This window comes from Deinococcus sp. YIM 77859 (genome assembly GCF_000745175.1).
Classification (GTDB): domain Bacteria; phylum Deinococcota; class Deinococci; order Deinococcales; family Deinococcaceae; genus Deinococcus.
Genome location: NZ_JQNI01000002.1, coordinates 634,064 through 646,520, shown reverse-complemented (window position 1 = coordinate 646,520; position 12,457 = coordinate 634,064). Strand labels below are relative to the sequence as shown.

Here is a 12,457-nt window from a genome sequence, read left to right as displayed (position 1 = left end):
GCCCCCTCAGGGCGCCGGGACGCCCTCCACGTACGCCTCGCTGAGCGCCCACAGCCGCCGCGCCGCCGCGTCGTCACGGGCCTGGCGTGCGGGCCGCGCCTGCTTCTGGGCGCGGAAGTACTGTCCGCTGACCTGAAGGCTGGGGTCTGCGGCGAGGCGGAGGCTGGTGCGCGCCCCCTCTTCCGGCGTGAGGCCAAAGCGGTCGATCAGGCTCCACAGGCGGCTGACGCCTCCGCCGTTGTTGTGCGCGAAGCCCGAGCGAACCAGGCCGGGATGCAGGCTGTTGCTTCGGATGGCGGGCTCACGCCGCGCGAGTTCCCGCGCGAAGAGGATGTTGGCCAACTTGCTCTGGCTGTACGCCGCCCACCCCCGGTAGCCGCGGCGAAACTCGGGATCGGCAAAACGAATTCGTCCGTACCGGTGCGCGTCGGAGGCGACGGTGACCACGCGCCCGTCTGCCGAACGGCGCAGCAGCGGCAGCAGTTCCCGCGTGAGCAGGAAGGGTGCCAGGTGGTTCAGGGCCCAGGTGCGTTCGAGGCCCTCGGCGGTGTCCTGCCGCTGCGCATACCAGGCCCCTGCGTTGTTCACCAGCACGTCCAGTCGGCCCACCCGCTCGCGGAACTCGGCAGCGGCCCGGCGCACCTGGGCAAGCTCTGCCAGATCCGCGAGGAACGTGCTCGCCGCCCCGATCTGTGCGGCGACACGCGCTGTCTTGTTCGCGTTTCGCCCCACGATATGAACCTGTGCCCCCGCTCGCGCGAGTTCCCGCGCCGTGACCAGCCCGATGCCACCAGTGGCACCCGTCACCAGCACCACCCTGCCGCTCATGTTCCACGTCATCCGGCCAGCATAGAGAACGCCACGCCAAAAAGGTAAGGCTGACCCCTGTGGATCAGCCTCCCGGCGCGCGGACTTCACCCGGTCCGCCTGCTTCATTGCGCTGATACCCCCAGTGTAGGCCCCCGGTGTCACACGGTTGTCACGGGTGCTTCCTAGATCACCTCGCGGAAGGCCACGCTCTGGCTGCGGCGCTGAAGTTCTTGGCGAAGAAACTGCAACCTCGGGTGTTCCAAGCGGGGATCATGCGTGAGGATGTGCTTGGCCAGCGCCCGTGCCTGCTCGATGATCTCTACGTCGCTGGCGAGGTCGCCCAGCCTCAGGTCGGGCAGGCCGCTTTGCCGGGTTCCCCGCAGCTCGCCGGGGCCGCGCAGCTTGAGGTCGGCCTCGGCGATCACGAAGCCGTCCGTGCTCCCCTCGATGATTTTGAGGCGCTGCCGCGTCTTCCGGGAGTGCTCGCCCGCGATCAGCACGCAGTAGCTCTGCGCGCTGCCGCGGCCCACCCGGCCCCGCAGCTGGTGAAGCTGCGCCAGACCAAAGCGCTCGGCGTTTTCGATCACCATGACCGTCGCGTTGGGAACGTCCACACCGACTTCGATCACGGTGGTGCTCACCAGGATGTCGAACTCGCGGGCGCGAAAGCGGTCCATCACCTGGTCCTTTTCTGCCGCCGTCATCCGGCCGTGCAGCAGCTCGATGCGCGCTTCGGGCAGCATTCTGCGCAGGTCATCCGTCAGCTGTGTCGCGGCCAGCAGCTCCAGGTTCTCGTTCTCCTCGATCAGGGCCGTCACCACATAGGCCTGCCGCCCCTCCCGGATCTGGCGCATCACGAAGCCGTACGCCTGCACGCGGTGCGTGTCCCCAATCAGCTTCGTCTCCACCGGGGTACGGCCCGGCGGCAATTCATCGATCACCGACAGCTCCAGATCTCCGTACGCCGTGAGTGCCAGGGAGCGCGGAATGGGCGTGGCCGACATCACCAGCACGTCCGGACGGCCCGCGAGCAGCCGCCGCCGCTGCATCACGCCGAAGCGGTGTTCCTCATCGATCACGGCCAGCCCCAGGTTGTTAAAGTGCACGTTCTCCTGAATAAGCGCCTGCGTGCCCACCACCACGTCCACATCCCCTGCGGCGATGCGGGCCTGCATCTCCAGCTTCTGCCGCGGCGCCATCGCGCCGATCAGGAGGCCCACCCGAACATCAAGCCCGGAGAGGTACCCCACGAGATTCGCGTGGTGCTGCCGCGCCAGAATCTCCGTCGGGGCCATCAGCGCCCCCTGGTAGCCGTCCCGCACCGCAAGGTACAGGGCACAGGCAGCCACCGCCGTCTTGCCGCTCCCCACGTCCCCCTGCACCAACCGCGCCATCTGCCGTTCACTGCGCATGTCGTCGACGATTTCAAGCAGGACCCGCCGCTGCGCGTTGGTGAAGCGAAAGGGAAGCGCCGCCTCGAACCGGTCGATGTCCCCGCTGTCCGCCTGAAAGCGCTTCCCCAGCAGCACCCCGTCTTCGCCCTGCAGCAGCACCCGCAGCTCCAGAAAGAGGTACTCGTCAAAGCGCAGCCGGTGCAGGGCGCGTTCAAGCTGCGCCTCGTCGCGCGGAAAGTGAATTCCCCACAGGGCGTCACCCAGGTCCGTCAGGCCGCGTTCGCGCCGCCAGTGGGCGGGCAGGTAATCGTCCAGCGGCGCTGCCTGAAGCGCGCGAAAGGCGGCCCGCCGCAAGAACTCCTGCGAGATCCCGTCCTTGCTGTCATACACCCCCACGATCCGCCCGGTGCTGAGGCTGTCGCGCGCGTCCTCCACCGTCTCCAGGTGCTCGACCCCGAGCTGGACCGTGCGCCCGAACCGTTTCACCCGGCCGGTCAGCACCAGGCGCGCGCCCTCCCGCAGCTGCTTTTCGACCCAGGGCTGGTTAAACCACGACGCTCGCACCCGCCCGCCCGCCGGCGTTTCCAGCGTCACGTCCAGAATCAGCATGTTAGGCCTCGGCTTGCGGCGGCTTTTGGCCACCACCGTGCCCTCCACCGTCACCTTCTGTCCCTCCGGCACCTCCGAGAGGTCCGGCAGCGCCCGGCGGTCCTCATGGCGATGCGGGTAGGCGTGCAGCACGTCCCGTAGGGTGTACAGGCCCAGCGACTGGAGTTTTTTGGTTCCCCCCGGCCCGGTTGCCAGGCGCGACACCTCTGCGTCAAGAGGAAGCCGCTCCCCGGGGGCGGCGGTAGGGGGCGCCGCACGTGCGGCGGGTGAAACCGGCGGACGCACCTCTTCCTCGAGGAGGGCGAGCGCCTTGTGCAGCGCTTCGGCGCGTGCCCCGACATCGAGTGCCGCGTACCCGCGCAGCGCCTCGCGCACCGCCGGAAACGGCCCGGCGAGGGGCGAGGCCAGCAAGCGCTCCACGCCGCCCGCCACCACCCGATTCGCGCAGCCCGCCGCGAGTTCCGCCGCGAGCGGCCGCCTGAGTCTCTCCCGCAGCTCTGCCACCGTCGCCATACGCGGGGCCCAGGCTACCAGCCGCCCGCGCCTCCCGTCCTGCTTTGCCTCACGGTACGCTGAAGGTGCGTCCCCGCGCCCTGCCCGTACACTGCCCCCTATGCAGTGGCTGAACGCGCTCCTGATCTTCCTTCCCGTAGCGGTCTTTCTGGAAGTCACGCACGGCAACCCCACGCTGATCTTTCTGAGCGCGGCCCTCGCCATCCTGCCCCTGGCGGGGCTGATGGGAACGGCCACCGAGCAGCTTGCCGCGCGGCTGGGCAGCACCGCCAGCGGCCTGCTGAACGCCACCTTTGGCAACGCGACAGAGCTCATCATCGCCTTTTTTGCGCTGCGCGCGGGCAAGCTGGCGGTGGTCAAGGCCAGCATCGTGGGTTCCCTTCTGGGCAACCTGCTGCTGGTGCTGGGTCTGGCTGTCTTTCTGGGCGGCCTCAAGCACCGGTCGCAGCGCTTCAACGTGAAGAGCGCGGGCACCGTCGCCAGCCTGCTCTCCGTGAGCGTTCTGGCCCTGATGATCCCCACCATCTTCGACCTCACCGCCCGAGCCGTGGCGCCGCGCGAGGTCCTGCGGCTGGATGTCCGCCTGAGTGACGCGGCCGCCGCCGTGCTGATCGTGGTGTACCTGGGCTACCTGTACTTTACCCTGCGGACCCACCGCGACCTGCTCTCCACCGCCGACGAGGATCACAGTGCCCCCCTCTGGAGCGTGCCGCGCGCAGTCGGGGTGCTGCTTGCCGCCACCGTCGCCGTGGGCTTGATGTCTGAGTTTCTGGTGGGCAGCCTGGAGGCGGCCACCGCAGCGCTCGGCCTCACCGAGTTTTTTGTGGGCCTGATTCTGATCCCCATCATCGGCAACGCGGCCGAGCATGCCGCCGCCGTGCTGTTCGCCCTGCGGGACAAGATGGACCTCGCCATGACCATCAGCCTGGGCTCCACCGTGCAGGTCGCGCTGCTGGTCGCGCCGCTGCTGGTGCTGGCGGGCTTGGTGGTGGGTCAGCCGATGAATCTGGTCGTGACGCCGCTGGAACTCGTCGCGGTGGGCGCGGGAGTTTTGATTGCCAATTCGGTTGCCCGTGACGGCGAGACCAACTGGCTGGAGGGTCTGCTGCTGCTCGGCGTGTACGTCATTCTGGCCTGCGCGGCGTTCTACTACCCGGTGGCCTGATCGTCCCCCAGCGCCGCGAGGCCGCGCTCGATGGCCTGGCGATGGTGCCGGGTGTGCCAAGCGGCCATGCGCAGCCAGTCCAGCGCGTCAAGCTCACCCAGAAAGGGGTGGGGGAAGGTCCGTTCTGGATTGGGCGCCGCCCGCGCCCCGCTCAGCAGAGGCCCGGCGGCGGCGTGCCGTTCCAGCAGCGTCTCCAGGGCCTCGCCCGGTCCCGGTTCTGTTCCCGGCGGCGCGAGCCGTTTGCCCTGCGCGGTGCGGCCCGGCTCCAAGGGGACCGGGCGCAGCGGCCGCTCGGACAGCAGCAGGCGGACCACTCTTCCGGTGCCCTCATTGACCAAGATGGTGTGTTCGGCCTCCTGCGCGGGTGACCACGTTCGGCCCGGCATGGGCGTGTGCCAGTGGGGCGCAGCGGCCCGCATGGTCTGCGCGAGCGCCGCGAATTCCCGCTCGAGCTGTGCGCTGAGGCCTTCGGGCGTCGGGTAGGTGGCACGCAGCAGGGCGAGTTGCTCCTCGGAGCTGGGAAGGGTCATGGCCGCAGTGTACGCTTGGTTGACAAGGAAGGTCAGCTGCTGTAGGGTCATGCGGACCCGTACGGGTCCACTCTTATCCAGAGCGGCGTAGGGATCTGGCCCAGAGACCGCCGCAGCAACCGGCCCTCATCACGGCATCGGTGCTTGCCAGCCCGCTTGCGCCAACGATGGCTTTTTCCCCGCAGCGGGACCGATAAGAGAAGGGTCACCAGACGTTTGCGCGTCCCCTTCTCCGTTGCTTCGCCTCGGAAGGGGACGTTGTTGCGTTCCCTCCGGCTTTCTCCCGACGGAGGACCCCACCTTGACCGCCTCAGTTCCCCCGCCCGCCCTGGTCTTTGCCGGGGTCACCAAGACCTATCCCGGCCAGCCGTCTCCCGCCCTGCGCGACCTGCACCTCACCGTACCGCGCGGCAGCCGCACGGGCATCATCGGCCGCAGCGGCGCGGGCAAAAGCACGTTGGTCCGCCTGATCAGCGGCCTGGAAACCCCCGATACGGGGCAGGTGTGGGTGCAGGGCCAGGAGCTTGCTCGCCTCACCCCCGCCGAGCTGCGCCGGCGCCAGGCCCGCACCGGTCTGGTCTTTCAGCACTTCAACCTGCTTGCCCAGCGCACCGCCCTGGGCAACGTGACGCTCCCGCTGGAGCTTGCCGGGGTGCCCCGCGCTTCCCGGGAAGCGCGCGCCCGCGAACTGCTCGCGCAGGTCGGCCTGGGGGACCTCGCGCACCGCTATCCCGCTCAGCTCTCCGGTGGTCAGAAACAGCGCGTCGGGATTGCCCGCGCCCTTGCCCTGGACCCTGATCTGCTGCTCGCCGACGAGGCCACCAGCGCCCTGGACCCGGAGACCAGCGCGGGCATCCTGGCGCTGCTCACGGAGCTTCAGCGGGAGCGCGATCTCACCCTGGTGATCGTGACGCACCAGATGGACGTCGTGCGGGCCGCCTGCACCCACGTTGCCGTGCTTGACGCGGGGCGCCTGGTGGAGAGCGGCGAGACGCGCGGGGTTCTCGCCCAGCCGGCCCACCCCGTGACCCGCGCCCTGCTCGACGCGCACCGGCCCCAGGCGGAGCTGCACCCCGGCGAGACGCTGCGCCGCGTCAGCCTGCCTGATCTGGGGGGGCGCACCCTCATCACCCTCGGCGCGCTGGGGGCCCGCCTTGTGCAGGCCGACTCGCATCCACAGGGCGTGGATGCCTGGCTGGCCCTGCCCGAGGACGCCCCCGACCCCGAAGTTCGCCTGCGGGACGTGGCGCGCCGCGCCGGAGTTCACGAATGATCGAAAGCCTGCTTCCCCTGCTGTGGCCGGCCACCCTGGAAACCCTCCTGATGGTGCTTCCCAGCGCCCTGATCGCGCAGCTTCTGGGCACGCTTCTCGGCGTGGCGCTGACCCTCACCCGGCCCGGCGGCCTGCGCCCACAGCCCCTCACCTTCCGGGTGCTTGACGCCGCTGTCAACGTGGGCCGCAGCCTGCCCTTCATCATCCTGCTCGTCGTGCTGATTCCCTTGACCCGCCTGATCACGGGCACCAGCATCGGCAGCACCGCGGCGACCGTGCCCCTCACCGTGGCGGCGATTCCCTTCGTAGCCCGTCTGGTCGACGGGGCGCTGCGCGACGTGCCCTACGGCGTGGTCGAGGCTGCTCGCGCGATGGGCGCGCGCACCGGTCAGATCGTTTGGAAGGTGCTGCTGCCCGAAGCCCGGCCTGCGCTGATTCACGCCTTTACGGTGATGCTGGTGAGCCTGATCGGCTACAGCGCGATGGCGGGAGCCATCGGCGGCGGCGGCCTGGGTGACCTCGCCATTCGCTACGGCTACCAGCGCTTCGAGACGGACGTGATGCTTGCCACCGTCGCCCTGCTGCTCGTGCTGGTACAGGGCGTGCAGTGGCTCGGTGACCACGTCGCCCGCCGCGCCGACCACCGCTGAAAGAGGAGCCTGCCATGCGCCCTATCCTGACCCTTTCTGCCCTGCTCTTCGCCTCCTTGGCCTCCGCCGGGACCCTGCGGGTGGGGGCCACCCCCGTCCCAGCCGGTGAGCTGCTGCAGTTTGTGAAACCGCTCCTCGCCAAGCAGGGCGTGAGGCTCGAGATCCGCGAATTCAGCGATTACGTCCAGCCCAACCTGGCCCTCGCGGACGGCAGCCTCGACGCCAACCTTTTCCAGCACGTGCCGTATCTGAACGCCTTTCAACAGAACCGGCCCCTGAACATCGTGCCGGTGAAGAACATCTACCTGCCGCCGCTGGGCCTCTACAGCCGTCGGGTCACCCGGGTGACCGAGCTCCGCCAGGGCGCGACGATCGCCATCCCCAACGACCCCAGCAACGGGGCGCGGGCCCTGCTGCTCCTCGAAAAAGCCGGCCTGATTCGCCTCAAGCCGGGCGCGGGCGTGACGGCCAGCCTGCGTGACATCGTCAGCAACATCAAACGGCTGAAGTTCCGTGAGCTTGAAGCCGCGCAGCTTCCCCGCTCGCTCGCGGACGTAGACGCCGCCGTGATCAACGCGAACTACGCCCTGGAAGTCGGCCTGAACCCCACCAAGGACGCGATTTTCCGCGAGAACAAAAACAGCGTGTACGTCAATGTCCTGGCCACCACGAGGGACAAGGCACGCCATCCCGACGTGCTCAAGCTTGCCGCGGCCCTCACCAGTCCCGAAGCCAAAGCCTGGCTGCTGAACAAGTACGGCGGCAGCATCATTCCCGCGTTCTAAGGAAGAGATATGAAAAAGCTTCTGACCCTTTCTGCCCTGCTCTTCGCCTCCTTGGCCTCCGCCGGGACCCTGCGGGTGGGAGCCACACCCGTGCCGCACGCAGAAATTCTCAACTTTGTCAAGCCTACCCTCGCGAAGCAGGGCGTGACGCTCGAGATCCGCGAATTCAGCGACTACGTCCAGCCCAACCTGGCGCTTGCGGACGGCAGCATCGACGTGAATTTCTTCCAGCACCTGCCGTACCTCAACGAGTTCCAGAAGAACCGGCCCCTTGGCCTCGTTCCCGGCGCGAAGGTGCACGTGGAACCCATCGGGCTCTACAGCCGCCGGGTAAAGAGCCTCAAGGAACTGCGTTCCGGGGCGACGATTGCCATTCCCAACGACCCCAGCAACAGCGGCCGCGCCCTGAAGCTGCTGGAGCGCGCCGGGCTCATTCGCCTCAAGCCCGGTGTGGGCGTCACCGCGACCGTGCGGGACATCACCACCAACCTCAAGCGCCTGCGCTTTCGCGAACTCGAAGCCGCGCAGCTTCCCCGCGCTCTCGCAGACGTGGACGCGGCGGTGATCAACACCAACTACGCGCTGGAAGCGGGCCTCAACCCCCTGAAGGACGCGCTCGTTCTCGAGGACAAGCGCAGCCCCTACGCCAACCTCCTTGTCGCCAAGCCCGCCACCCTGAAAAACCCCGACTACCTCAAGCTCGTCAAAGCCCTGCAGAGCCCCGAGGTGAAGGCTTTTCTCCTCAAGAAGTACGGTGGGGCCGTCGTTCCCGCCTTCTGATCGGCGGGAGCAGCTTCCCCGCGCTCATAACGTCAGGGCCAGCCCCACCGCTTCCACCAGTCCCCCTGCGTCCACGTGGGCGACGTGGTAGCGGGCGGCGGCCCGGGCCTCGGCCTCAGCGTTGCCCATGGCCACCGGGTGGCCGACCACTTGCAGGGCCGAGACGTCGTTGTGTCCGTCGCCCACCATCATCACGCGGGAAAGCGGCACCCCGTAGGCAGCAGCAACGCGGGTGACCGCGCTCCCCTTGCTCACCCCCGCGCGAGTCACGCTGATGAATGTCACGTCGGGCATCACCGGGCTGCCCGCCGGGTGCAGGTCCAGCCCCGGATGGGGTTCGGCTTGAACGGCCTCGGACTCCTCCAGCGGCACCACCCACTGTGCCCGCACCCGCGTGCCGGTGAGCTCCTGTGGGGAGCGCGGCACGTAGGGGAGGCCCAGCAGCTCCGCGTGCCGCCGCGCGAGGTCGCCGGGCTGCGTGATGCCGTACTCGCGATCGGTGTACACCTCCAGCAGGCGCCCCGTCTCCTGCGCGCGCGTGAGAAGCAGGTCCAGGCCCTCCGGCGGCAGCGGCTCCGAGAGGCTGGCGCCGCTTTCCACGTTCACCACCGACGCTCCGTTCTGGAAGACGTGCCAGCCGTCCGGGTCGAGCTTCTGGGCGTAGCGCAGCGCGTTTCCAAAGGCGGGACGGCCGCTACACAGCACGATTCGAATCCCGCGAGCACGCGCCTGAGCCAGAGCCGCCCACACGTCCTCCCGGACCGCGTTTTCGGTACCGACGAGCGTTCCGTCCACGTCCACACAGAGAAGACCCAGCATCCGGGCAGTGTACGCCCGGAGAAGGCTTAGGCGTGAGAAGGGGAGACCCCGTTGACGAAGGCACCCTCCTGCAAGACGGGCACGCAGGAGCTCACGTTCAGTTCTGCCGCCAGCGTCACGTCCTCCGGGAAGCCCCGACCCATCAGCTCCAAGCCTGACGCGCACCCGCTCAGCAGTTCCGGCAGCCGTTTCCGCAGGGCCTGGAACGTCGCTCGTGCGCCCGCCGCCTCCGGGGAAGGGGAGAGGCCCGGCGAGCGGCAGAGTGCCTCCACGACCGCGCCCGCCCCCAGGCTGTCTTCCAGAGCGGGCCGCAGCGTGCCGCCGGGCCACCTTTCCCCCGCCGGGACCACGAGAACCCGCGCAAAGCGTCCGCGCAGCCATTCGCCCACCGCTCCGGCGTTTCGCAGGCAGGCCGCGACCACCACGGCGCGGCTGCTCTCCTGGGCCAGCGCGCAGAGTGTTCCGCCATTGGGCGAGGGCAGAACCAGCCTCGTTCCCGGTGGAAGGCCCAGCAGCGAGGCGGGGGAGAGGGTAGGCCCGCCCGAGTCGCGGTCTCCTGCCAGCACGGCCCCCTGCGCCGCCGCGAAGGTGGCGGCCCGGGTGTCCCGCCAGCGGAAGGGCAGCACCGCCGCACCCCCGGACACGCCGACGTCCACGGCGGTGGAAAAGGACAACACGTCCACGATCACGACCGCGTCCGCCCACGGGGCGAGGTGCTGCACCCCGGGTTCACCCCATTCCAGTCGCACCCCGTGCTCGTCTTGCGCCCAGAACACGCCGCTACCCTTCCCGCGTCCAGGAGCCTTCCCGGTCCAGCACGGCCCGGCCGCCCACCCGCACCACCTGGCCCCCCAGCAGGACTTCGACCTCCACCTCGCCGGGCGTGCCCAGCGCGTGGCCCTGGTATACCACCCCGGCGGCGCGGTCGCCCCGCACGGGCAGGCGGCCTTCCCGGGCGAGCAGGGCCAGCAGGGCGCCCGCCGCGCTGCCGGTGACCGGGTCTTCCGGAATGCCGACGGCGGGGGCAAAGTCCCGCGCGGCAAAGCGGTTGACGCCCAGCGGGGCATAGGCGTAGACGCTGCTCACGCCCAGGCGGTCACTGAGGGCCTGGACATGTGCCAGATCGGGTTCCAGCCCGTCCAAAATGACCTGGTCGATCAGCGGCACAAAGACGCTCCAGAGCCCTGTGCTCGCCGCGGCCAGCGGCAGCCCGCGGTGCAGCATCCGCTCATTCAGGCCGAGGGCCTGCGCCAATTCTTGCCGCAGCTCCGGCGCGACCGAGCGCGACTCCAACTCGCGCTGCTCCATCCACACCCGCGTGGGGACGCCCGCTTCTGTCTCCAGCGTGAGCGGAATCTGTCCTACCAGCGTTTCCAGTGTGAGCGGCTCGCCTCTCCAGTCCCCCCGCTGCGCGAGCGTCAGCCCCAGCGCGACCGTCGCGTGCCCACAAAAGTCGATCTCCTGGGTGGGCGTGAAGTACCGCACCCGCACCAGGCCGTCCCCCATCCGCGTCACAAAGACGGTCTCGGGAGCTTCCAAAAAGGCGGCCAGCGCCTGCATCTCCGCTTCCGACAGGTGCCCGGCGTCCAGCACAACACCCGCGCGGTTGCCCTGTCCGGGCGTAGCGGTAAAGGCGCTGACCTCGCAGTACGCGATCATGCGGGCACTGTAGCGCAGTTGACGCAACAAAACTTTCACGACCAGACCAGTCGTGAAAGTATTCACCTTGTTCTCCCCAACCCGGTGCCTTAGGGTGACATGCGCGTCAGCATGCGCGGAAAGGGAATCGCCTCGCGGATGTGGTCGATGCCGGTGAGCCAGGCCACGACCCGTTCGAGCCCCATGCCGAAGCCCGCGTGCGGCACGCTGCCGTATCTGCGCAGGTCGAGGTACCACTCGAATGCGGAAAGGGGGAGGCCCTCGTGCTCGATGCGGGCGCGAAGGAGCTCGTACTCGTGGATGCGCTCGGAGCCGCCGATGATTTCGCCGTAGCCCTCGGGGGCGATCATGTCGTCACAGAGGGCCAGCCGCGGGTCTTCGGGGTCAGGCTGCATATAAAACGCCTTGATGGCGGCTGGATACCGCTCGACAATGACCGGGCGGTCAAAGTGGTGGCCCAGGATCGTCTCGTGCGGCGCGCCCAGATCGTCTCCCCACTCGACGGGCTGCACGTCCGCCCCCACGTTGGGGGGCAGGTCACCCGCCGCGATATGCTCGCGGATGATGTCGAGCGCCTCGCTGTAGGTGACGCGTGGAAAGTTGCCCTCGGCCGCCGGTCGTAGCCGGGCCAGGTCGCGGCCCAGCAGGGCGAGCTCGGTGCTGCATTCTTCGAGGACACGCCGCACGATGAAGCTCACGAGGCGCTCCTGAAGCGCCATGTTCTCCACGTGGCTGCTGGGGGCGACCTCCGGCTCGACCATCCAGAATTCCAGCAGGTGCCGCCGGGTCTTGCTCTTCTCGGCGCGAAAGGTCGGGCCGAAGGTGTACACCTTGCCAAAGGCGAGCGCGCCCGCCTCCGCGTGGAGCTGCCCGGTCTGCGACAGGTACGCCTCGCGCTCCCCAAAGAGGTCGATCTCAAAGAGTTCGGTGGTGCCCTCCGCCGCGTTGGGCGTAAAAAAGGGAGCGTCAAAGCGGATAAACCCTTCCTGATGAAAAAAATCCACAATCGCCCGCTCGACGCTGTCGCGCACGCGCAGGACCGCCCAGGGCCGCCGGTGCCGCAGCCACAGGTGCCGGTGGTCAAGCAGGAACTCGATCCCGTGCTCCTTGGGCGTAATGGGGTACTCGCCGCTGTTCTCCGCGTAGGGCGCGAGGTCCCGCACGCTGAGCTCGACCCCGCCCGGCGCGCGCTCGTCTGCTCGCACCTCGCCGGTGAGCCGCACCGCCTGCTCCTGCGTGAGGCGTTTGGCCGCCTCGAAGACCTCCGCCGTCACGTCGCCCTTGAACACGGTTGCCTGCACGAAGCCTGTTCCGTCCCGCAGCTTCAGAAACTGAATCTTGCCCTTGCCGCTCTTGTCTGTCAGCCACGCGCTGAGGGTGACCGTCTCGCCGACATGACCCTTCAGGTCACGGATAGAAACCGAAGCCATGGGCGGAATTATACGGGGCCGCTTCCCACGCCTTGCCGGT

At 68.8% G+C, this 12,457-nt stretch carries 12 protein-coding genes and 1 riboswitch; of the genes, 5 read left to right on the top strand and 7 right to left on the bottom strand.

Annotated elements, in window-relative coordinates; genetic code table 11:
* Positions 1 to 6: 6 nt before the first annotated feature.
* Both EI73_RS03275 and recG read right to left on the bottom strand, forming a co-directional pair.
* Entirely contained in the window at positions 7 to 840 is an 834-nt protein-coding gene (locus EI73_RS03275; RefSeq protein ID WP_034384196.1) for an SDR family NAD(P)-dependent oxidoreductase, read from the bottom strand.
* A 152-nt stretch (positions 841 to 992) separates the two neighbouring features.
* Complete coding sequence (gene recG, locus EI73_RS03270; protein WP_034384195.1) at positions 993 to 3,326, bottom strand: ATP-dependent DNA helicase RecG; 2,334 nt, start codon at positions 3,324 to 3,326, stop codon at positions 993 to 995.
* 100 nt (positions 3,327 to 3,426) lie between these two features.
* Here recG and cax point away from each other — a divergent pair, with 100 nt between their 5' ends.
* Entirely contained in the window at positions 3,427 to 4,491 is a 1,065-nt protein-coding gene (gene cax, locus EI73_RS03265) for a calcium/proton exchanger (protein ID WP_034384193.1), read from the top strand.
* Here cax and EI73_RS03260 read toward each other — a convergent pair.
* On the bottom strand, positions 4,476 to 5,021 hold the full coding sequence (locus tag EI73_RS03260) for a DinB family protein (RefSeq protein ID WP_034387643.1): 546 nt from the start codon (positions 5,019 to 5,021) through the stop codon (positions 4,476 to 4,478). The two genes, cax and EI73_RS03260, sit on opposite strands and share 16 nt — an antisense overlap.
* Before the next feature lie 70 nt (positions 5,022 to 5,091).
* A riboswitch (SAM riboswitch) is annotated at positions 5,092 to 5,221 on the top strand.
* Positions 5,222 to 5,322: 101 nt separating this feature from the next.
* Between EI73_RS03260 and EI73_RS03255 the strand changes: the two genes are divergently transcribed.
* Genes EI73_RS03255 through EI73_RS03240 form a run of 4 tightly spaced genes read left to right on the top strand, consistent with a single transcriptional unit; the run spans position 5,323 to position 8,509 of the window.
* The gene (locus EI73_RS03255) at positions 5,323 to 6,294 is read left to right on the top strand and encodes a methionine ABC transporter ATP-binding protein (protein WP_034384191.1); all 972 of its coding nucleotides are present in this window, start codon (positions 5,323 to 5,325) and stop codon (positions 6,292 to 6,294) included.
* Positions 6,291 to 6,944: a methionine ABC transporter permease gene (locus tag EI73_RS03250; RefSeq protein WP_034384190.1), complete on the top strand. Its 654-nt coding sequence runs from the start codon at positions 6,291 to 6,293 to the stop codon at positions 6,942 to 6,944. Before EI73_RS03255 ends, EI73_RS03250 begins: the two co-directional genes overlap by 4 nt.
* 14 nt (positions 6,945 to 6,958) lie before the next feature.
* Positions 6,959 to 7,729, top strand: a complete 771-nt coding sequence (locus EI73_RS03245) for a MetQ/NlpA family ABC transporter substrate-binding protein (protein ID WP_034384188.1) — start codon at positions 6,959 to 6,961, stop codon at positions 7,727 to 7,729.
* A 9-nt stretch (positions 7,730 to 7,738) separates the two neighbouring features.
* The gene (locus EI73_RS03240; RefSeq protein ID WP_034384186.1) at positions 7,739 to 8,509 is read left to right on the top strand and encodes a MetQ/NlpA family ABC transporter substrate-binding protein; all 771 of its coding nucleotides are present in this window, start codon (positions 7,739 to 7,741) and stop codon (positions 8,507 to 8,509) included.
* A gap of 24 nt (positions 8,510 to 8,533) precedes the next feature.
* Here EI73_RS03240 and EI73_RS03235 read toward each other — a convergent pair whose 3' ends face one another.
* The 4 genes from EI73_RS03235 to asnS all read right to left on the bottom strand — a co-directional run bounded on the left by EI73_RS03235 (position 8,534) and on the right by asnS (position 12,417).
* Entirely contained in the window at positions 8,534 to 9,328 is a 795-nt protein-coding gene (locus EI73_RS03235; RefSeq protein ID WP_034384184.1) for a Cof-type HAD-IIB family hydrolase, read from the bottom strand.
* 26 nt (positions 9,329 to 9,354) lie between these two features.
* Positions 9,355 to 10,104: a 2-phosphosulfolactate phosphatase gene (locus EI73_RS03230; protein ID WP_034384182.1), complete on the bottom strand. Its 750-nt coding sequence runs from the start codon at positions 10,102 to 10,104 to the stop codon at positions 9,355 to 9,357.
* A gap of 4 nt (positions 10,105 to 10,108) precedes the next feature.
* A complete protein-coding gene (locus tag EI73_RS03225) occupies positions 10,109 to 10,987 on the bottom strand; it encodes a PhzF family phenazine biosynthesis isomerase (protein WP_034387637.1) in 879 nt (292 codons plus the stop codon).
* An 89-nt stretch (positions 10,988 to 11,076) separates the two neighbouring features.
* Positions 11,077 to 12,417 carry an asparagine--tRNA ligase gene (asnS, locus tag EI73_RS03220; protein WP_034384180.1) on the bottom strand — a complete coding sequence of 447 codons (1,341 nt, stop codon included), beginning with the start codon at positions 12,415 to 12,417 and terminating at the stop codon, positions 11,077 to 11,079.
* Positions 12,418 to 12,457 lie beyond the last annotated feature (40 nt).

What these genes read in the sequence shown, in the direction of transcription:
- EI73_RS03275 (WP_034384196.1), bottom strand. Translation starts at nt 840, where the DNA reads ATGACGTGGAACATGAGCGGCAGGGTGGTGCTGGTGACGGGTGCCACT.
- recG (WP_034384195.1), bottom strand. Translation starts at nt 3,326, where the DNA reads ATGGCGACGGTGGCAGAGCTGCGGGAGAGACTCAGGCGGCCGCTCGCG.
- cax (WP_034384193.1), top strand. Translation starts at nt 3,427, where the DNA reads ATGCAGTGGCTGAACGCGCTCCTGATCTTCCTTCCCGTAGCGGTCTTT.
- EI73_RS03260 (WP_034387643.1), bottom strand. Translation starts at nt 5,021, where the DNA reads ATGACCCTTCCCAGCTCCGAGGAGCAACTCGCCCTGCTGCGTGCCACC.
- EI73_RS03250 (WP_034384190.1), top strand. Translation starts at nt 6,291, where the DNA reads ATGATCGAAAGCCTGCTTCCCCTGCTGTGGCCGGCCACCCTGGAAACC.
- EI73_RS03245 (WP_034384188.1), top strand. Translation starts at nt 6,959, where the DNA reads ATGCGCCCTATCCTGACCCTTTCTGCCCTGCTCTTCGCCTCCTTGGCC.
- EI73_RS03240 (WP_034384186.1), top strand. Translation starts at nt 7,739, where the DNA reads ATGAAAAAGCTTCTGACCCTTTCTGCCCTGCTCTTCGCCTCCTTGGCC.
- EI73_RS03235 (WP_034384184.1), bottom strand. Translation starts at nt 9,328, where the DNA reads ATGCTGGGTCTTCTCTGTGTGGACGTGGACGGAACGCTCGTCGGTACC.
- EI73_RS03225 (WP_034387637.1), bottom strand. Translation starts at nt 10,987, where the DNA reads ATGATCGCGTACTGCGAGGTCAGCGCCTTTACCGCTACGCCCGGACAG.
- asnS (WP_034384180.1), bottom strand. Translation starts at nt 12,417, where the DNA reads ATGGCTTCGGTTTCTATCCGTGACCTGAAGGGTCATGTCGGCGAGACG.